The sequence below is a fragment of the Leptolyngbya sp. FACHB-711 genome, from assembly GCF_014695615.1.
GTDB lineage: Bacteria > Cyanobacteriota > Cyanobacteriia > Elainellales > Elainellaceae > Leptolyngbya_A.
In genome coordinates this window covers 1-18,858 of the sequence record NZ_JACJOR010000407.1, presented here as the reverse complement: position 1 = coordinate 18,858, position 18,858 = coordinate 1, and the positions used below count along the sequence as shown (strand labels likewise).

Genomic DNA, 18,858 nt, shown 5'->3' with positions numbered 1-18,858 from the left:
CACAGTTCACCGAGGCGGAGGGAGAAATTATTGAGTGGACAAGCACCTCAACTGCATCCCTGATCACTGCACCGCAGACTGAGCGAAACGCGGAGTCTTGATTGGAGCTGTGCAGCCGTTAGACGACCCATGCCCCAATCCTAGATAGAATCTTTTACTCTGTGGTTCTGAATTGTGTGGGTAGATGAGGTCACTCCAGAACGAATCACGTTCGGCACCGTAAGCCTCAGATATCTTGCATCTTTGCACTTCTTAATAATTACAACAAAACTTTTGTGGCGCAAGGATTTCAAGTAATCTTCATAGTGTTTATCAGCAATTCGCCCTATAAACACTAGATTGATTGATTTGTCAATCCTCCCCTGGATAGGTCTATAAAGAAATAACAGCCTTATTTTTGACGATCGCAGGTACTTGGGATACTTTACCTTTACAACTGTAAAGCCATGCTTAAGGTTGTTTGAAACGCTACAAAAAGACGGCTGACATTGCTGAATTGGACCCGATCGCATCTTGCCGGGGTAAGACCTGCTGCGCGAGTGCTCAATCCGCAGCGATAACAGCACGGTCAACCGCAAACGACCGCTAGCAATCAGATCGCCAGCAGTTCAATGAATTCAGCACTGGATTCAGCAAGCAATGGACTCAGCCGTTGATTCAGCAATTCACTCAGCAGAATCGATCAAGCAAAACCGCTCAAGCAAAACCGAAGCCCAACCTTTAGAATGATAGACGTTGGATCATGACCACTCAAAAGTAGTAGACAGAAAACTCTTGCTAGCCCTCTCAAGTGGCTCCTCCAGCGATGGCTGCTTAAATAAAACACTCCAATACAACAACTTGGGAAAACGGACATGGGAAAAACGGACACGCAACCCCTTCTCATAATTTATTGAGAATTTTCGTTTCTGATAGTTTGTAACTTTATTTGTAATTTGCTATGGCAGAAGCCGTGCCCCCGCCCATTCCTAAGTCTGCTGCTCGACCTGTCGATGAAACGGAACGATTAGAGGCACTGCGGTACTACAACATTCTCGATACGCCTTCCGAAGCAGCATTCGATCGCATCACGGCTCTGGCTGCGCGGCTATTTGATGTACCGATGGTGTTTGTATCTCTGATGGATGAGTCAAGGGCATGGTTCAAGTCTTGTTACGGGTTTGATCAGCAGGAAATTCCGCGAGATGTTTCTCTGTGCAGCTTCGCGCTATTGGGTGACGATGTTTTGATCATCCCTGATGCGCTGCAAGACGATCGCTTTAGTCGCAATCCTTTTGTGCAGGGTGAACCAGGCGTGCGCTTTTATGCAAGTGCACCGCTGCTAACTGAAAACAGAGTGAATCTGGGCACGCTTTCTCTGGTAGATACGAAACCGCGTCCGGGTCTGACCGATGAGCAGCAAGCAACCCTGATTGACTTAGCCGCAATAGTAATGGATGAGCTGGAGCTACGGTTGGCGGCTCGTAGAATGGCTCAGGTTGATGCAGCTCTGCTAAAGGTCACGCAGGGCGTTTCGGCAGTAACAGGCAAGGCTTTTTTTACTGCGCTGGTACAGCATCTCGCCACCGCCCTGGGGGTGAATTACGCCTGCATTACTTTGCTGATGGACGACAGCCCGGAAACGATCAAAACGATCGCCTTTTATGCTGAAGGCAAAATTGCTGACAACCTGGAATATCCGCTCAAGAATACGCCCTGTCTCGAAGTGATTCGTCAACGGAAAATTGTCTGCTATGGCAGTCAGGCTCAGGCGTTGTTTCCTGACGATCGCTTTCTGGTTTCATTGGGAATTGAAAGCTATGCCGCGATTCCATTCTTTAATTCACAGGGCACGCTGTTAGGCTTACTGGGCGTAATGGACAACAAGCCGATAGAAAATGTCCAGCTTGTTGAATCCTTACTGACCCTGTTTGCCGTGCAAATTGCAGCAGAGCTAGAGCGACAGCAGGCAGAAGACATTCAGCAGGAAGCCGCACAGCGTTTGCAGCTTTATGCGGATATCGTTCGCAATACTCAAGTGGGGATTGTCGTCTGGCAACTGGAAGACCCCAATAACCCCGAATCGTTTCGGCTGCTCATTGCCAATCCTGCCGCTTCGGAAACAGTTGGGCTGAATTTTGAACCGCTGATCGGCAAAACGATGGCAGAAAGCTTTCCGAAGCTGCTGCAAACCCCATTGGTACAGCAATACCTGGAGGTGATTCAGACTGGACGACCAATCGATTTGGGCGAAGTTTCCTACGGTGAAGACGGTATCTCGACTGGATTTTATGCGCTCAAAGCGTTTGCCCTTCCCGACCGCTGCCTTGGACTTGCCTTTGAAAACATTACGGTTCGCAAACAGATTGAAACCCAACTTAAGGAAAGCCAGCGTTACAGCCAGCAGATCGCCGAAGCGATGCCCGGTATCCTGTTTGTCCATGACATTCTGGAACAGAGAAATATTTATACAAACCGCCAAATTGCTGATTTGTTGGGATACTCTTCTGAACAGATTCAGGCAATGGGAACAGACGTTATCGCAATCCTGATTCATCCTGACGATCGACAGCGCGTATTATCCTATTCTGAATCGTTCCAGACCGCAGCCGATAATGAGGTGCTGGGCATTGAGTATCGCGCACATCATGCCAATGACGAGTGGCGTTGGTTTTATACGCAAAGCGTTGTGTTTAACCGCACTACAGATGGTTTGCCTTGCCAAATTTTGGGAGTCTCGATCGACATTAGCGATCGCAAGCAGTCTGAACAAGCCCTGCAAGAAAGTGAAGCATGGACTCGGATAGCAACCCAGGTGGCGCAGGTAGGAGGATGGCGGCTGCATCTGGAGACAAACCTGGTCGAAATCGATCAACGAATGCGTCAAATTTGGGGTGAGCCAGATGACCTGGTTATGATTCCGCTCTCGACCGTGCTGGAGCGCATTCATCCCGACGATCGTAAATCGGTTGCGGAGGCTGTGGCGGCTGCACTCGATCCCGCTTCAGCGGGAACGTATGAAATTGAGTATCGGGTGGTGTGGAATGACGGCACCGAGCGATGGATATCTGCCAAGGGGCAAGCTCGATTTGAAGGGGAAGGATCAGCCCGCCGAACCGTTGACTTTTTTGGCACAGCACTGGATATTACCTCAGCAAGGCACGGCGAAGCAGAACGCAAACGGGCACAATCAGAATTAGTAGAACAGGAACAGCGTTATCGCTACATCTTTGAATCAGTCGGCGTGGCAATTTGGGAAGAGGATTTTTCGGAAGCAAAGGTTGCGATCGACCAGCTCAAGGCAGCAGGAGTTCAGGATTTTCGTCAGTATTTTGCGGATCATCCCGAATTTGTTCAGCAAATGGCACGGCTCACCAAACCTCAGGATGTGAACCAGGCTGCCCTAACCATGTTTGGCGCTCAAGAAAAGAGAGAACTGCTTGCGTCCTTAGAGCAAATCTTTGTCCCGGAAACGCAAGCCGCTTTTGCCGAAGAGCTACTCGCGATCGCCAACGAAGAAACCTTTTTTGCCACAGAAACCGTTCTGCAAACTTTGCAGGGTGAGCGGCTCCATGTCTGGTTTAGCATCACGTTTCCACCTGCCTCAGAGTCGTATGATCATGTGCTGGTTTCGCTACTCGACATCACCCAGCGGAAGCAGGTAGAGCAAGCCCTCCAGCAGCAAACCGAGGATTTAGTGCAAGCCAATCGCATCAAGGATGAATTTCTGGCAGTGCTATCCCATGAATTACGATCGCCCCTGAATCCGATTCTGGGATGGTCAAAGCTGTTACAAACAGGCAGGTTTGATGCTCAAAAAACACAGCAAGCATTAGCAATTATTGAGCGCAATGCAAAACAGCAAACGCAGCTCATTGATGATTTGCTAGACATCTCTAAAATTCTGCGCGGCAAGCTCGCTTCAAACAAAGCCCCTGTTAATTTAGTCCTGACGATCGAAGCCGCGTTAGAAACCGTGCGATTGGCAGCCGAAGCCAAAAATATTCAGATTAAAACTGGCTTTGATTCATCCTTCCTCCCTGTCCTGGGAGATAGCGGACGTTTACAGCAAGTTGTGTCAAATCTGCTTTCCAATGCCATCAAATTTACTCCCAGTGACGGGCAGGTCGAGGTGCAATTAAAGCGGGTTGGGTCAGAGGCGCAGCTTCAAGTCAGAGATACGGGCAAAGGCATCGCGCTAGACTTTTTACCTTATGTCTTTGAGTCGTTCCGGCAAGAGGATGGGAAGACCACCCGTAGGTTTGGTGGCTTGGGGCTGGGGCTGGCGATCGTGCGTCAACTGGTCGAACTGCATGGAGGAACCGTTCGGGCTGAGAGTAAAGGAGAAGGCACAGGAGCTACATTTACCGTCAGGCTACCGCTGCTGAAGCGAATCAGAGCCGGGGAGATGGGGCAATGGGATGCAAACAGATCGCTGACTTCCTTACCCCTCCAACCCCTCACCGGACTCCGAATCCTGGTAGTCGATGATGAAGCAGATATGCGAGAGTTAGCCGTCACCATTCTGGAACAGGCAGGAGCGATCGTCCAGATTACAGCGTCAGCAGCCGAAGCTCTGGAAGTTTTAACCGGAGTCGATCGCTTTCAGCCCGCCCTGCTCATCAGTGACATTGGAATGCCAGACATCGATGGCTATTCGCTGATACAGCAGGTGAGAGCCTTACCTCCAGACCAGGGAGGACAAATTCCGGCGATCGCGCTGACTGCCTATGCCAGCAAACTCGATCAGCAGCAGGCACTCCAAGCCGGGTTCCAGAAGCACATTTCCAAGCCGATCGAACCCGAAGTCTTTATCCAGGCAATTGTCAATTTAGTTGGATCTGCCACAGTGCAGCGAGAGCCTGTTCTCTTTCAACAAGATGTCTATGAATGAATTTGAGAATGATCTGAATTCAGTTAACTTTTGGCAGTTTATCGCGGCGATTGAATGGGGCAATTTCATACACCAACTTTTAAGGAATGATCTTCAAGGGTGTATAAATCGCATTGAGCACGATTTTCGAAATCAATAACCGCATGATTGTCAAAATCGATAACTGCCCATTCTCTACAGTGTTCTCAGGATTTCAAGATCACGGTGAATAAAGCACTGGGAATCGGCATTGAAAACTGGCTTGGCAAACTCCAGGCCTTCCACAAGGAAACCACGCCATTATCGATAACGTTCTTCTAACCATTGACGAACTTCCAGTTCAGAACCTAAGAAAGCAGTTCTCCCAGTTTCCGGGTCAAAGACCTGCCAGCCCATCCTCAATCCCTGGCGATCGAACTTTTCCGTGATCCGGGGTTCAGGACGAGCCGCAGCCCAGTTCAAAAAAGCCTGCCAGAGCGAACTCAGCGATCGCCGCAGCGAAATAGAAGACTGGCGCGAAATTCTGGCTTGAAGCAGGGCAAGATCTTCATCGGTCAAGTAGCGATACTCTGGCGTATTCATCGCAGCCTCCTTAAAGGGGAATTGGGGTGAATAAGGTTAATCAGTCATGAGTAAAGTGAATCGGGGTGAATGAGTCGTGAATCAGTATTGTTCTAATTTGCGCTGACTTTTCTTTGAGGAGAAGGTACAGATTCGATCGCTTTTGCTAGTACAGTTCAAGATTTCTAAAACTGTTCTGTTCAAAATTTAAGAAACTGTACCAGGACATTTCCAGGCGAATGAGCGATAAAAGCGATAAGGTTCAATTCTTTGCATTGTTGAATGCACTTGCGCTATGCAAATTCCCCTCGATCGCCAGGCAGAGCAGCCAATTTATTTGCAGATTCGCGATCGCATTCGTCGTCTGATCAGTTCCGGGGCACTGCAACCGGGCGATCGTTTGCCCTCGGTACGCGAATTGGCGAAAGAAGCCGCAGTCAACAAGCTCACCGTGATCGAGGCGTACAGCGTTTTAGAAGCAGACGGGCTAATTCACGCTCGTCAGGGGTCGGGCTACTTTGTTAACTGCTGCCCTGAAATCCCGCTCAATCTAGTTTCTAGCTTTGCCCCGGCTCAAAGGGTAGTCATTCCTCCACCCCAATATGGAACATTCTGTAAGTCTTACATGACTTCTTTTGAGGCACAGCGACAGCCAGGCATTCTGGACTTTAGCAGTGGTTTTCCTCAGGCATTTGGCTTAGAAGACTTGCAGCGGATTGCCCGTCGTGCCATGAGTCAGATTGCCGATACGCTTTATCAGTACGACACGCCACGCGGATTGCAAACCCTCCGGCAGCAAATTGCTCAACTGCTGGTGCAGCGCGGTCTGATCGTTTCTGCGGATAATCTGATGATCACCACTGGCTCAATGCAGGGAATTTCACTGGCACTGCGCTACTTTGTGCAGCCGGGAGATTGGGTAATTGTGGAAACGCCCTGCTATCACGGCGCACTATCGATTTTGGAAAACCTGCGAGCCAGGACGATCGGCATTCCCCTGACCCCCGCTGGAATGAATCTGGAACTGCTTGAACAATACTTAAAAAGCCATCGTCCCAAATTAATCTACACCGTCAGCACGCTGCACAATCCTACGGGAATCACTACGTCGCTTGCCCACCGCAAACAGCTTCTCGCCCTGGCACAGCAGTATGACTGCTTCATTCTAGAAGACAACGCCTATGAAGGACTCCAGTTTGAACCCGTGCCGCCGCCCATCAAAGCCCTCGATCAGCAAAATCGGGTGATTTATGTCAGCACCTTTTCTAAAACGCTGATGGGCAGTTTGCGGGTGGGCTATATGGTGGTGACGGGCGAGCATCTGCAACCCCTGATCGAGCAAAAGCTGATCAACGATCTGCACACGCCCACTCCTTCACAGGCGATCGTCAGCGAATATTTGGCATCGGGGCACTATCGCCATCGGCTTCGCGACTTGCAGACCTATCACCTTCAGAGCCGCAATCAAATGCTGCAAGCCCTGGAAGATCATTTTCCCGCAGAGGTAACCTGGACTGTGCCCATCGGAGGACTGCTGCTGTGGGTACAGCTACCCGATCGGCTACCGTTAGAGCAAATCTGCCACACCCTGCGCGAACAGGGCATCCTCACCACGCCCGCAACCGCCTTCTTTCCCGATCGCAAAGGTTATAACGCGATGCGCCTCAACTTCTCTCACCCGCCAGAGTCGATCGCCTGGGGAATTGCAGCGATCGGAAAGGAGCTAAAGTCTCATTGATCATCTTGAGCCGTTCTTACTTGAGCCGTTCTTGAAGGAGGGTTTGAAAATAAGGGTTCGAAAATATAGCACTCCGCAGGCGGCTCAAAGCATTTCTCCCAGCAGTTATTTGCAAATAAATCTATCCTTCGTAGATAGATCTATCAAAAGTCAGTTGTGCCAACTGCTCTCACACCTTTCGATAGAGAGTACGTTCCCTAACGCGTTTTCCCTGAGGATTTTGAGAGTTTTTTTCCGTTAAAGTAAAACGACAAAGTTAAACGGCCAATCGGCATGATTCAGTACATGATTCAGTATGAATACAGCCAACACGGACTTTGCCAGTATTGATATTCTGATTCCCTCTGGGCACGACTTGTGTAGATTAACGTAGGAGCAGTTTACTGCTAAATTAGGTGTGTTCTTAGTTACAATCAATCGGTGGGAGAATGATCGTGCCAAGCCAATTCCGATCGTCCTGCGGCAAGTCAAATCATTGCGGGTTGAGCTGACCCAGCCTGAACGGGCATTGGGCAGAACTCCGAAGAAATCGAGGCAAACCAAGCTACGGCGAGTCGCTTATTAAAGCAATATTTCTCAGAAGAGTTTTAGCTTGTCCTGATTTGTTTCCAATCTCGGATGCTAACTATTTCAAGCCACAGCGGGGAGATCACTAATGATGGAATTGTCTACAGGCACAAGTCAGTTTCAATCGCAGCAGTCTGATCCCGATGCGGCAGGATTTAACCAGCAGCAGGCACTTCAGGCAGGGTTTCAATGCTATCTGGCAAAGCCGATCGAACCAGCGGTGCTCATCATAGAGATTACCAGGCTCTTGAAAACTCGCCCGCCAGTTTGATGGGTCATAAATCGATCATTTGTTAGGGTGATTGAATGAACCACACTAGGCAGCACTTTGCTCAAACACAGCTTCAGCAACGGCTAACAAGGGCGTTCGTCCTTCCGATTGTGCTGCTGTTACTGGTATCGGGCATCTTCATCGGGCAAACGCTGCACTTGATGGCAGCCCTGCAATGGGTCGATCACACCGATCGCGTCATTTCCCAGGCCAATGTGGTGCAAAAGCTGCTGCTCGACATGGAGACCGGCAATCGCGGCTATTTGCTCACCAGAGAGCCAATCTTTTTAGAACCCTACGAGCAAGCCCGCAGCCAGATTGGGACTGCCACAAATCAGTTGAAACGTCTGGTGAGCGACAATCCGGGGCAGGTGCAGCAAGCCGAAGAGATACAGCAGCAGCAAACTCAATGGACGCGGGGTGTGCCGCAAGTCCTTGCCCTGGTGGATAGCGATCGAGCCACCCTGCGAGCCACCCTGCTGCGCCGCAAAGGGGCAATGGACAGAATACGAAGCCTGATCACAAACTTCATTGCCATAGAAGAACAGCTCCGAGCCAAGCGCGTTCAAACGGTAAGCCAAAGAACGGGCTTTGTGATCACCAGCAGCATCGGGCTAGCAATCGCAAGCGGGGCAATCTTGGCATACCTTAGCGGGCAGCAGCTCCGAAAAGTTGCGCGAACCTATACTCAGCTTGTGAATTCGCTTCAGCAAAGTCTGGACGATCGCGATCTGGCGGAAGAGGCACTGCGGGACAGCGAAGAACGATTTCGCCGCGCCATTTTAGAAGCTCCGCTGCCGATTATGCTGCATTCCGAAACCGGAGAAGTGCTTCAGATCAATCACCAGTGGGAACAGATCACAGGCTATCAGCTTTCGGACATTCCCACGATCGCCGACTGGACAGAACGCGCCTACGGCGATCGTCGCCAAACGGTTCAGGCTGAGATCGATCGACTGTATGACTTCCAGAAAAGCCTTGCCGAAGGAGAATTTGTGGTGATGACTCGCGCCGGAGAAGAGCGCATCTGGGAATTTTTCTCTTCTCCAGTCGGGAGGTTGGCAGACGGACGGCGATTAGTGATTAGCACCGCGATCGATGTCACAGAGCGCAAACGTATTGAACGGCAAGTTCAGGAAAATTACATCCTGTTACAATCTGTGATTAACGGAACCACTGACGCGATTTTCATGAAAGATTGCCAGGGGCGATACCAGCTTGTGAATCAAAGAGTGGCTCAAATTATGGGTCAATCGGTTGAAGGGATGCTGGGCAAAGATGATGCTGAATTTTTACCGCCTGATTTACTCAGTCAGATCCAAGCCATCGATCGCACGGTGATGACCACAGGACGATCGCAAATTTTTGAAGAACAAATTCCAGAGAATGGCGAGATACGCACCTATCTCAGCACCAAAGATCCCTACATCGATGCTCAGGGAAATATTACAGGGATTATTGGCATCTCGCGTGACATTACCGATCGCAAACTTGCTGAGGCACAGCAGCAAAAATCGGCTCAGCGACTCGCCGCCCTGCAAGCGATCGATCGGGCAATTTTGCGCCTTGATGCTCCCGCAAGGATTGCTGAAGCAGCGCTGTCGCGGCTCGTGCAAGTTGTCCCGGCAGATCAGGCGGCGGTGCTGGTGTTTGACTTGGCGCAAAGTCAGATTCAAGTGTTAGCCGGAGAGATTGATATTAACCCTGCTGGAACCGTTCGCCCCATCCTCGATTTCACCACGCCAGAGGTTCTGGTCAATCGAGAAGCGATCGGCTACATCAAAAATTTAGCCACCCTGATTCAAACGCAACAATCCCCGCTGCTTCAGCGATTGCTGGCAAAGGGCTACCACAGCTTTCTTGCCGTCGCCCTGCGTGCAGATGGACACTTTTTGGGAGATGTGGTGTTGACTCACCGTGAAGTAGACGCGTTTTCAGCAGGAGATTTAGAAATTGTGGGCGAAGTCGCAAATCAATTGGCGATCGCGATACAGCAATCCCAACTCCGCGACCAGCTTCAACACTACGCCGCCGAACTCGAACAGCGGGTTGCAGAACGCACCGCTAAGCTCAAAGCCACCAATCAAGAACTCGAAGCCTTTACTTACTCGGTGTCACACGATCTGCGGGCACCGCTCCGCACCATGCAGGGCTTTGCTCAGGCACTTATCGAAGACTATGGCGACCTGCTCGACGACACTGCCAAAAGCTATATCGAATCGATCGTCGAAGATGCGGTGCGAATGAGCGGCTTAATCGCAGACCTGCTTGCCTACAGCCGTCTTAGCCGAAGTCAAATTAACCTTCAGGAAGTGAACTTAAAAGAAGCGATCAGCGATGGGATAAAGCAGTTGTCGGGTGAAATCCAGGAAAAACAAGCAGAAATCATCCTGCCGGAGGACCTACCCTCAGTGGTGGCACATCGAGCGACGCTGGTTCAAGTTCTGGCAAATCTGTTTAGTAATGCAATGAAGTTTGTCGAACCGGGAACACGGCCGCAAATTCACACCTATTTTCACGAGGAGCAGCACGAGCATCAACGCTGGGTTAAATTATTCATTGAAGACAACGGCATTGGTATTGCTCCTGAGCATCAAGAAAGGATCTTCCGCGTATTTGAGCGGCTGCACGGCGCAGAAACCTACCCCGGCACGGGCATTGGACTTGCCATTGTGCAGAAAGGGCTGGAGCGCATGGGCGGTACGGTGGGCGTAGAGTCTGCGCTTGAACAAGGAAGCCGATTTTGGATTGCACTGCCAAAAGCCGTTCTCCCGGATCGAGGAACTCATGACCCAACCCATTCAACTGCTACTCATTGATGACAACCGCAGCGATCGACTCCTGGTTCTGCGCGAACTCCAGCGCGAATTCGAGCAGTTAAATGTACAGGAAATTATTAGCTCTGGTGAGTTCAATCGTGCCGTCAGACAAGGCGATTTCGATGCTGTGATTACCGATTTTCAGCTTCGATGGACAACGGGTTTAGAAATTCTTGAAGCCATTAAGGAGCGATATCCCGATTGTCCGGTGATTATGTTTACCAATACGGGAACCGAAGAAATCGCCGTTGAAGCGATGAAGCTGGGACTTGATGACTACATTCTCAAAGAGCCAAATCGATATGTGCGAGTTCCGTCAGCGGTGCGGGCTGCGATCGAGCGGGCGATTACTAAAAAACAGGCTGCACTGCTTGAAATTCGCTTTCGTGCCTTACTAGAGAAACTGAAAATTGGCGTGTTCCGCGTGAGCGAAGCCTATGAATTGCTAGAGTGTAATCCGGCTTTTCTAACGCTGCTGGGCGTTGAGTCGATCGATCAGGCACGATCGCTGCTGAGGTTCAGCTTTTTCTCCAGCTTGATTCAGTCAGCATCAACCGCGGAGATCGAAAAGCAGGAGCTTGACCTGCAACGGGGGGATGGACAGCACATTAAAGTGCTACTCACCATGATCGTAACGCGGGCTGGAAACACAACCGTCATTGATGGGATACTTGAAGAATCAATATAATCTTTCCAAATCAATACAGGATGCACTAAACAGGATGCACTAATTAACTAAAGTTTGAGTGAAGTCATTTCGATAAAGTAAGCCATCATGGGTTTAGCAAATGCTGAAGGGATATTTGAAAAGTACCGAAAGTTTTAAATTGAACGATTACTTGAAAAATATCGGATACACATCTACCATGCAGCGAATACACATCAAATACGCAGCGAATACACACCGAGCCCAAAGTTCTACCGGGGCAATGGTGGAGAAATCATATCGTAGAGAAATCGTATCGTGGAGAAACAAGAGTGAGTGCAGATCAAACAATCTTGTTAGTTGAAGACAATCCCAAAGATGTATTTCTCGTTCAGCGCGCATTTCGCAAAGCCGAGATTACAGTGTCTATTCAGGTGGTCAATGATGGCGATAGCGCAGTGATGTATCTGTCAGGACACGCCCCCTATACCAATCGTAGTCTTCACCCGTTTCCCGCACTGATTTTGCTCGATCTAAAACTGCCACGTCGATCGGGCGCAGAAGTGCTCATGTGGCTTCGCCAACAGCCCACGATTAAGCGTATTCCCGTTGTAATTCTCACGTCTTCCCGGGAGTTTACTGATGTCAACCACGTCTACGATTTAGGAGCAAACGCTTATATGGTCAAACCGCCCACGTTCGATGATCTGGTCACAATGCTAAAAACGCTCGATTTGCACTGGCTTAAGTACAACGAAAAACCCCAGCTCGGCACAAATTAAGGCCAGAACTTCTGCTCAGAAAGCGCGAGGCAAGATCAAATTTCTGATGCCGCTTTTCACATTGTCCGGCAAGCGGGTGGCGATCGCGTTAAAAGGATATTTGAGCAGGCTCATCGCTTTGTCTACAGAGTAGGAAATACTGCCATCTCTGTAGAATTCGATGTTTTCTGCGATCGAAAATCTTCCTTTCAGTTTCGTTAACGGCTGTCGAATTCCCCGAACGCGATTAGAAACATTTTTGTCGTGAATCACTTGAAGCCAGCTCGGCTCGGTCTTGATTTGCTTTAGGGTTCCGATTTTTGCAACCTGAGTATGACTTCCACACAAAACGGTTTTAAATCCACTCACGGTTCGATCGCGAATGCACTCAACTAAGCTCATAAAAGGATTGCTCAAGTATTCAAAAGAGTACAGTTTTCCATCCTGCCACACATAGCCATTAGGCAAGTTAATAAACTGCATCTCCTGTTGGGCAAAATGACTCTGAACAATTGCAATAAATTTGTCGCAGATTGCATCGTCATTATCCAAACGAGTTGTGATTAAAAAATCAGTTTGCCCATCAAGATAGCTGAGAATGACCGATCGATTCACTTCATCAGTAAACGGTTCGCTCAGAAAAATAGGGATAAAATTTTGCCATTTTGAATATTCAGAAATCTTTGCTTTGAAACAATCAGGGGTATCCGCATCAAAGTACACCAACCACTGAAAGTTTTGATTAGACTGCGCTCGAACTGAGGGATAACAAAAGCGATCGAATAAATCGAACCGATGCGCCAGCCATTCTGGATCAAGCCCGGCAGAAGAGCTGAAATTGACCTTTACATTGAATCGGGTAATAAGAAAGTGCTGAAACTTTTTCATGGTTAGAAGTCAATCGATTAAAAGAAGATGAACTGAACGTTTTAGAGATTGTTAGAAAAATCGCAGGGGTACTACATTGCTCCCTGGATTTGCCCTGAACGGAAAACTTTCAAATTCTTGTGAGTCATCGCAAAACTCTTCAAACATCTTTTTAGAGCGTGAACCGCAGAAAACTTTCAACGGACGATCGCGCCTAAACCAATGCGATCGAGCAAAATTGACAGCCTCAAAGAAAGCAAAAATAAAACAATCCATCCGATAAGTTTAATCAGCAAAATTTCTGCCAGGTCAAAAGTAAAGCCGCCTGCCACACGGCTACCCACAGACAGAAAAATCTCACTTGCAATTCCATTAATACAAAAGATTCCCAAACTATAGCGAGACACCAGCATAATGCAGTTGCTCATAGGTCCAGGCAGATGCTCCTGCTTAATCGATGCAGCACACAAAAAGATAATGGGAGCCATCAAAATACAAATTAGCAAATTGTAGTCAAAAGGCGGAATATCACCGTTTGATATCGTAAAGAATATCGATCGCTCAACGATCACCAGCAAAACTCCAGCTCCTAGAAATGCAAGCTTTACAGAAATCGGGATGCGGCGCGATCGCTCTACTAATTTTGACCAGTGCTGCCAGAGATAAATCCCCAATACGCCATAAACAAGCCAGTAAATCAAAAAAGGACGACCAACCCCTTCCAGAGATGATAAAAGGGCCGAGAATTGATTTGCCTTAGCAAGAATGAAATAGATTAACAAAAAAATAATAGTCTGGAGAGCTATGACAAATCCGACTGCTTTCCGATATTTAAACCGGCGTCCGCATAGGATTAACAGCGGCATCATCTGAAACAGAACCAGGAAATAGTAAGCCCCCTGAAAAATCGTTCCATTTGCAACAGCCAGCAAAAGATCAGGAAATGAATTGCGACCCGTGCTGAGTTTAAGAATGACAGCCAGACTGAACCAAAATAGAGTAGGAATGGCGAGACGGGAAATTCTCTTCTTCAAGATTTGCCAGTCGGACTGATCAGCAGACTGCTCAATTCCTCTTTCAAACAATAGAAATGAAATTGTAAATAAAATAGGAACGCAGAATCGGAGTGGAGCAGATGCAATATCGAGAAAAAATAGGCTGTCTTGATAGGCTGAGCGAGGAACAAAAATCGCGTGAAACGAGACAACCGATAGAATACTTGCTGCTTTTAATAAATCGAGGCAAAAAAGCCGATCAACAGAGTGAGAAATGACTTTTTTAGGTAGTACGCCCTGGCTCAAAGATTTCTGATTCATATTCACTTTAAGAACTGGGATAAAGCTCGTGATAAACCTTCAGCGTTTGCTCCACAACGCGATCGACCCTGAACCATTCAAGATTTTTTTTCGATCGCTGTTTGTACAGGTTCAATCGCTCAGGATCCTGAAGCAACTGCTTTAATGCTTCTGCCAGCGCACCGCTATTTTTGGGAGGCACTAAAACTCCGGCTTGTCCACGATCGAGTGCTTCAGGAATTCCATCAACATCAGTTGCCACAATTGCACAGCCTGCCTTACGCGCTTCTGTTAACACCAGCCCAAAAGGTTCTTGGTGGGATGCCAGCACAAAAATATCTGCGGAGGCGTAGTATTGCTCAGGTTGGGGCTGAAATCCCTCAAAGTGAATCCGATCGCTCACTGCTGTTTGCTGAACTTGGCGTTCAAATTGAAGGCGATCGGGACCATCTCCAACCAAATAGAGGTGAGCTTGAGGAAACTCAGGAGCAAGGATTTCAAAGGCATCAATCAAATCCGCAATTCCTTTGCGCTGCTGCATTCCTGCCACTGTTAAAATTGCAGGTTTATGTAGCTTCTTAGGGGGATAATCCTCAATCGATCGCTTACGAGGGCTGTCTAACGTTCCATTCAAAATGATTCTGACTTTCTCCGCAGGAATTCCACGACGAATCATTGATTGACCCACCGCCTGGCTAACCGCGATAACGCGATCGGCTAAACCCGTAAAAATTGCTCTCCACTGAAACTCGTTGTGGACTGTAGAAACAACCGCGTATTGAAACCTGAACTGAAGGATACGGGAGAGTATGACTTCCCTTGGAATGTGGGCGTGAACAATATCGGGCTGAAATTGATTAAAAATGTGCCAGTAAAGCTTGAGCGCGTTGAAATGACGAAGCAATTTGCCGCCTTTTTCTTTGCGGAGAAAATGCTTAACACCATAAGTTTCCAGCAGTTCTTCATATTCGCCTCCGCTAGAGATAACACTCACCTCATGCCCATATTTAGCCTGAAGACAAGCCAAATCAACTGCTGCATTGACAAAGCCATTACCCGCTTCTCGAATATGACCAACGATGTGTAATATTTTCATCTGCGGTGCCTGAAAAAACTGCCTCAAAAAGTGCCTCAACAATTGAGTAATTCTGAAAGTCTTATGCGTTTTTAGCTCTCGCCACCTCTCGTTTTCAACAGCTCCTTAATAGGTGAAATAATCTGAGCAATCTCTTTAGGAAAAAGGATAACAGAGCCACCTGCGTATAGAACAATCAGAGCAAAGGGCTGTAGATAGATTTGCCAGGAATTGATGATGGGTATCGAGAGAACAATCGCCATCGCGATCAAAATCATAAAGGTTGGCAATAGGATAGGCTTTGCCAAAAAGCGAATTTCATACTTCGCCGACCTGCAAATTACTAGCAGAAACCAGAGGGTTGCCAAAATTCCCATGACTAGGGCAACGGCAATAGCAACTCCCGCAATTCCGCCGACCAAAGCACCTGCAAGATAAGAAGGAACAGAAACTAAAACCAGTGCCCAGTTAATCATGGCATTGGTTCTTGTCTTGCTTAAGGAATCTAAAACGGCTCCCAAAATTGACATAAATCCGCGCGCATAAGCAAAGATCAAAATGAGCTGAAAAATCTTCGCTGCTTCTGTCCACTGCGCACCAAAAGTCATGGGTAGCAGCCAAGGGGCAACTAGAAAAGCAACCCCATAAATCGGAGCAGAAATTACGCCGTAAAACCGCAGCGCATGACCCGCATATATCTTTTTCTCAGCATGATTTTTCTGGGTTAAAACGGAGAAATTAACGCGATTAATTTGGGTCAGCGCAAAGACGGGTAGCATCGCGAGTTGATAAGCGAGGTTGTAATAGCCCAGTTTTTCCGCTCCTAGCAATCTGCCGATCACTAAATTATCGCTGTTGGTATTGGTATAAACCGCCAGGTTAGATCCAATAATGCCGCTGATGTAATTTTTGACCTCTGAAAGCGCGGCTGTATCAGGGAAAAGATGGTACTGGAATGTATAACGGCTTGACCAACGTTTCATCACAGAATCAACGGCTGACATCGACAGTTCACCGATCGCAAACGCCCAGACTCCGCCTCCTAATCCTGCACAAACTAACGCGCCAGCACATCGGGCAAACGCGGCAGCCGCATCACACATGGCTAAATCTTTGAATCGCATCTGTCTCTGCATCACGGCAGCGTGAGAGCCTGCTCCTGCGCCGATCAGAAAGACCAGCGACACACACACCGTCAGCGGTAAAAGAACAGGCACATTAAAAAAACGTGCTAGCGCAATCCCGCTAACCGCCTGCAAAATGCCCATGCCGATCGAAACGTTTACCCCCAGACTATAAACGGCATTCACTAGCTTGCGATCGTCCAGCCCCTTATAAACCAGAACGCCTGCGATCGCCCAATCTTTAAACAAACTAGAGAGGGTTGTCACCAGCAACACCATCGCCCAGATACCAAATTCTGCTGGGGATAGCAAGCGGGCAAGCACGATCTGGGTTAAAAGTTGGGAAGCACGAATGAATACAAAACCACCCGTGACCCAGAAGCTTCCACCAACGACTTTAGCCGCACTTACTTTTGACATATTCATCGAGCGATCGCTTTATCATAAAGGGCTTCCAGCTTTATCGACTGCTTGCGAATGTCAAAGTGTTCACAAACGAAGCTGCGTCCCTGCCGTCCTAAATCAAGAGCTTGCCCTGGCTGTTCTAGCAATGCATTGAGCTTCTCGGCAAATAGCTCATCGTTCTTCTCAGGAACTAAAAAACCTGTTTGTTCGTTCAAAACCGCTTCTGGAATGCCGCTATGCCAGGTAGAAACCACCGGAATTCCTGACGCAGAAGCCTCCAAAATCACAAAGGGTAATCCTTCGCTGTTTCCGTCTTCTGCCATTTGGCTGGGTAGGGCAAAAATTGTGGCATTTCGCATTAAATTTTGCACAACATCATAGGACTGTGCTCCCAAAAACCGAACTCGATGCTCGATGCCGAGCTGCTGTGCCAGAGTGTGCAAATCATGGCTCATTTCTCCTGTCCCAACCTGGACAAGAGACACATCAGGATGATGATGGGCAATGCGAGCAAAAGCCCGTAAAAGTGTATCAATTCCTTTCTTTGGCGTATGTCTACCCACGCACAAAATATAGCGTTCTTCACCTATGTTTGTAGAGGGAGAAAACTTTTGGGTATCGATGCCAATGTAATGCAATATCACCTTGTCGGGGGGATAGCCAAACTCGATCAGTTTCTTGCGGATGTAGTCTGAAACCGCAATGAAGAGTGATGCTTTTTGCTTCAGTTCATTTTCATGCCGAAGAAACTGATAATACGCAATTTTTCCAGAGCGGAGCATTGCTTTTCGAGAAACAGTAATGTCATGACCGTGGAATGTCACAATCAGCGGGATCTTAAACTGCTCTGCGATCCGCATTGCATAGATTCCATCAGGTCCGAAATGAGCATGAATCAGAGCCAGCTTTCGCAGATGTTCGATCGCTTTAAAGGAACGGGCTGAAGTCGTGAGGATATGAAACGCTTGCTTGACCTTCCAAAAATCAATTTCGCTCAGAGCAACGCAGGGTTGAGGAATGGGTTTGACTAACTGGCAGGTAATAAAAGTAGGGTGATAGCGAGTGAGGCTGAGCGACTGCTCCTGAATAAAAGTTTCAGAAACTCTTGGAAATGCTTTTCTATAGATTCCAACGTCTTTCATTGAATTCATTGCAGGAATAGGAAAAGAATAAGAACTTAGAGATTATTTGAGGGATATTAAAGGTTCTACATTACCCTCTAAACCTCCTAACAGGGAAACTTTGAAGCTTGGAGAAGAGCCAGTTTTTTAGAATTCAATCTTCAATCTCGTTGCAGGCTCTTGCAAACATTTCTAAGTCCTGATTCCGACAATTTCCAATAATTGATTTTGATATTCCGAAATACTACAACGTTTTTGCACCCAGGCTTGCGCTTGCACTTTTACGGCATCTTGAGAACCGGAGGTCACTTCTAAAATTTGGTCTACGATCGCCCCAATATCTCCCGGATCAACCGCCCACAGAGCAGCGCACTGCTGAAGAATTTCGCCAATTCCGCCTGTACAACTTCCAACGACAGGCACACCGCAGCTAATCGCTTCGACAATCACCCGACCAAACGGCTCTCTGGGGGCAAGGGTCACGACCACATCGGCGTGGCGATAGTAATTTTCAATCTCGATCGCCGCAGGCAGAATCGTCAGACGATCAGCAACTCCCGCATCAGTAGCACGATTGAACAGGGATTGGGTATTGATTTTCCCAGGCGATCGATCTTCTCCAATAATGACGCTGTGATAATGAAATCCTCTAGTCTTTAGCTCGGCAAGTACAGGAATCAGAGTTCGCAAATTTTTATCATTCATGATGCCTGCCTGACTAATTCGAGAAGGCGTGAGCATAATTTTTGCGCCCGA

The 18,858-nt window shown here is 48.1% G+C and carries 14 protein-coding genes; 7 read left to right on the top strand and 7 right to left on the bottom strand.

Annotated features, from left to right (window positions below; all coding sequences use genetic code 11):
• The first annotated feature begins 940 nt into the window (after positions 1 to 940).
• The gene (locus H6F80_RS29965; protein ID WP_242067421.1) at positions 941 to 4,873 is read left to right on the top strand and encodes a PAS domain-containing protein; all 3,933 of its coding nucleotides are present in this window, start codon (positions 941 to 943) and stop codon (positions 4,871 to 4,873) included.
• 279 nt (positions 4,874 to 5,152) lie between these two features.
• Here H6F80_RS29965 and H6F80_RS17505 read toward each other — a convergent pair whose 3' ends face one another.
• Positions 5,153 to 5,434, bottom strand: a complete 282-nt coding sequence (locus tag H6F80_RS17505) for a hypothetical protein (RefSeq protein ID WP_190792808.1) — start codon at positions 5,432 to 5,434, stop codon at positions 5,153 to 5,155.
• Positions 5,435 to 5,708: 274 nt separating this feature from the next.
• Here H6F80_RS17505 and H6F80_RS17500 point away from each other — a divergent pair, with 274 nt between their 5' ends.
• From H6F80_RS17500 to H6F80_RS17475, 6 genes are all read left to right on the top strand, one after another.
• The gene (locus H6F80_RS17500; protein WP_190792807.1) at positions 5,709 to 7,151 is read left to right on the top strand and encodes an aminotransferase-like domain-containing protein; all 1,443 of its coding nucleotides are present in this window, start codon (positions 5,709 to 5,711) and stop codon (positions 7,149 to 7,151) included.
• Positions 7,152 to 7,548: 397 nt separating this feature from the next.
• Positions 7,549 to 7,716, top strand: a complete 168-nt coding sequence (locus H6F80_RS17495) for a hypothetical protein (protein ID WP_190792806.1) — start codon at positions 7,549 to 7,551, stop codon at positions 7,714 to 7,716.
• Between the two features lie 90 nt (positions 7,717 to 7,806).
• The gene (locus H6F80_RS17490) at positions 7,807 to 7,989 is read left to right on the top strand and encodes a response regulator (RefSeq protein WP_190792805.1); all 183 of its coding nucleotides are present in this window, start codon (positions 7,807 to 7,809) and stop codon (positions 7,987 to 7,989) included.
• A gap of 35 nt (positions 7,990 to 8,024) precedes the next feature.
• Positions 8,025 to 10,808 (top strand): CHASE3 domain-containing protein, encoded by a 2,784-nt coding sequence (locus H6F80_RS17485; RefSeq protein WP_190792804.1) that lies wholly within the window; start codon positions 8,025 to 8,027, stop codon positions 10,806 to 10,808.
• Positions 10,777 to 11,496 carry a response regulator gene (locus H6F80_RS17480; RefSeq protein ID WP_190792803.1) on the top strand — a complete coding sequence of 240 codons (720 nt, stop codon included), beginning with the start codon at positions 10,777 to 10,779 and terminating at the stop codon, positions 11,494 to 11,496. Before H6F80_RS17485 ends, H6F80_RS17480 begins: the two co-directional genes overlap by 32 nt.
• A 290-nt stretch (positions 11,497 to 11,786) precedes the next feature.
• The gene (locus H6F80_RS17475) at positions 11,787 to 12,236 is read left to right on the top strand and encodes a response regulator (RefSeq protein ID WP_190792802.1); all 450 of its coding nucleotides are present in this window, start codon (positions 11,787 to 11,789) and stop codon (positions 12,234 to 12,236) included.
• A 15-nt stretch (positions 12,237 to 12,251) separates the two neighbouring features.
• Here the strand turns inward: H6F80_RS17475 and H6F80_RS17470 are convergent, their stop codons facing one another.
• The 6 genes from H6F80_RS17470 to H6F80_RS17445 form a co-directional block, all read right to left on the bottom strand.
• Positions 12,252 to 13,103: a glycosyltransferase gene (locus H6F80_RS17470; RefSeq protein WP_190792801.1), complete on the bottom strand. Its 852-nt coding sequence runs from the start codon at positions 13,101 to 13,103 to the stop codon at positions 12,252 to 12,254.
• Between the two features lie 176 nt (positions 13,104 to 13,279).
• Positions 13,280 to 14,398, bottom strand: coding sequence for an acyltransferase family protein (locus tag H6F80_RS17465; protein ID WP_190792800.1), 1,119 nt, complete (start codon positions 14,396 to 14,398; stop codon positions 13,280 to 13,282).
• Positions 14,399 to 14,405: 7 nt separating this feature from the next.
• Positions 14,406 to 15,473 (bottom strand): glycosyltransferase family 4 protein, encoded by a 1,068-nt coding sequence (locus tag H6F80_RS17460; protein ID WP_190792799.1) that lies wholly within the window; start codon positions 15,471 to 15,473, stop codon positions 14,406 to 14,408.
• A gap of 71 nt (positions 15,474 to 15,544) precedes the next feature.
• Positions 15,545 to 17,002, bottom strand: coding sequence for an oligosaccharide flippase family protein (locus H6F80_RS17455; protein ID WP_190792798.1), 1,458 nt, complete (start codon positions 17,000 to 17,002; stop codon positions 15,545 to 15,547).
• Positions 16,999 to 18,123: a glycosyltransferase gene (locus H6F80_RS17450; RefSeq protein ID WP_190792797.1), complete on the bottom strand. Its 1,125-nt coding sequence runs from the start codon at positions 18,121 to 18,123 to the stop codon at positions 16,999 to 17,001. The genes H6F80_RS17455 and H6F80_RS17450 overlap by 4 nt, the downstream gene beginning before the upstream one ends.
• A 171-nt stretch (positions 18,124 to 18,294) precedes the next feature.
• On the bottom strand, positions 18,295 to 18,858 hold a 564-nt coding region (locus H6F80_RS17445; RefSeq protein WP_190792796.1), incomplete at its 5' end, for a glycosyltransferase family 4 protein.

Bases quoted from the DNA above. Each gene is read 5' to 3' on its own strand.
- H6F80_RS17465 (WP_190792800.1), bottom strand. From the start codon at position 14,398: ATGAATCAGAAATCTTTGAGCCAGGGCGTACTACCTAAAAAAGTCATT.
- H6F80_RS29965 (WP_242067421.1), top strand. From the start codon at position 941: ATGGCAGAAGCCGTGCCCCCGCCCATTCCTAAGTCTGCTGCTCGACCT.
- H6F80_RS17490 (WP_190792805.1), top strand. From the start codon at position 7,807: ATGATGGAATTGTCTACAGGCACAAGTCAGTTTCAATCGCAGCAGTCT.
- H6F80_RS17485 (WP_190792804.1), top strand. From the start codon at position 8,025: ATGAACCACACTAGGCAGCACTTTGCTCAAACACAGCTTCAGCAACGG.
- H6F80_RS17455 (WP_190792798.1), bottom strand. From the start codon at position 17,002: ATGAATATGTCAAAAGTAAGTGCGGCTAAAGTCGTTGGTGGAAGCTTC.
- H6F80_RS17500 (WP_190792807.1), top strand. From the start codon at position 5,709: ATGCAAATTCCCCTCGATCGCCAGGCAGAGCAGCCAATTTATTTGCAG.
- H6F80_RS17505 (WP_190792808.1), bottom strand. From the start codon at position 5,434: ATGAATACGCCAGAGTATCGCTACTTGACCGATGAAGATCTTGCCCTG.
- H6F80_RS17460 (WP_190792799.1), bottom strand. From the start codon at position 15,473: ATGAAAATATTACACATCGTTGGTCATATTCGAGAAGCGGGTAATGGC.
- H6F80_RS17480 (WP_190792803.1), top strand. From the start codon at position 10,777: ATGACCCAACCCATTCAACTGCTACTCATTGATGACAACCGCAGCGAT.
- H6F80_RS17470 (WP_190792801.1), bottom strand. From the start codon at position 13,103: ATGAAAAAGTTTCAGCACTTTCTTATTACCCGATTCAATGTAAAGGTC.
- H6F80_RS17450 (WP_190792797.1), bottom strand. From the start codon at position 18,123: ATGAAAGACGTTGGAATCTATAGAAAAGCATTTCCAAGAGTTTCTGAA.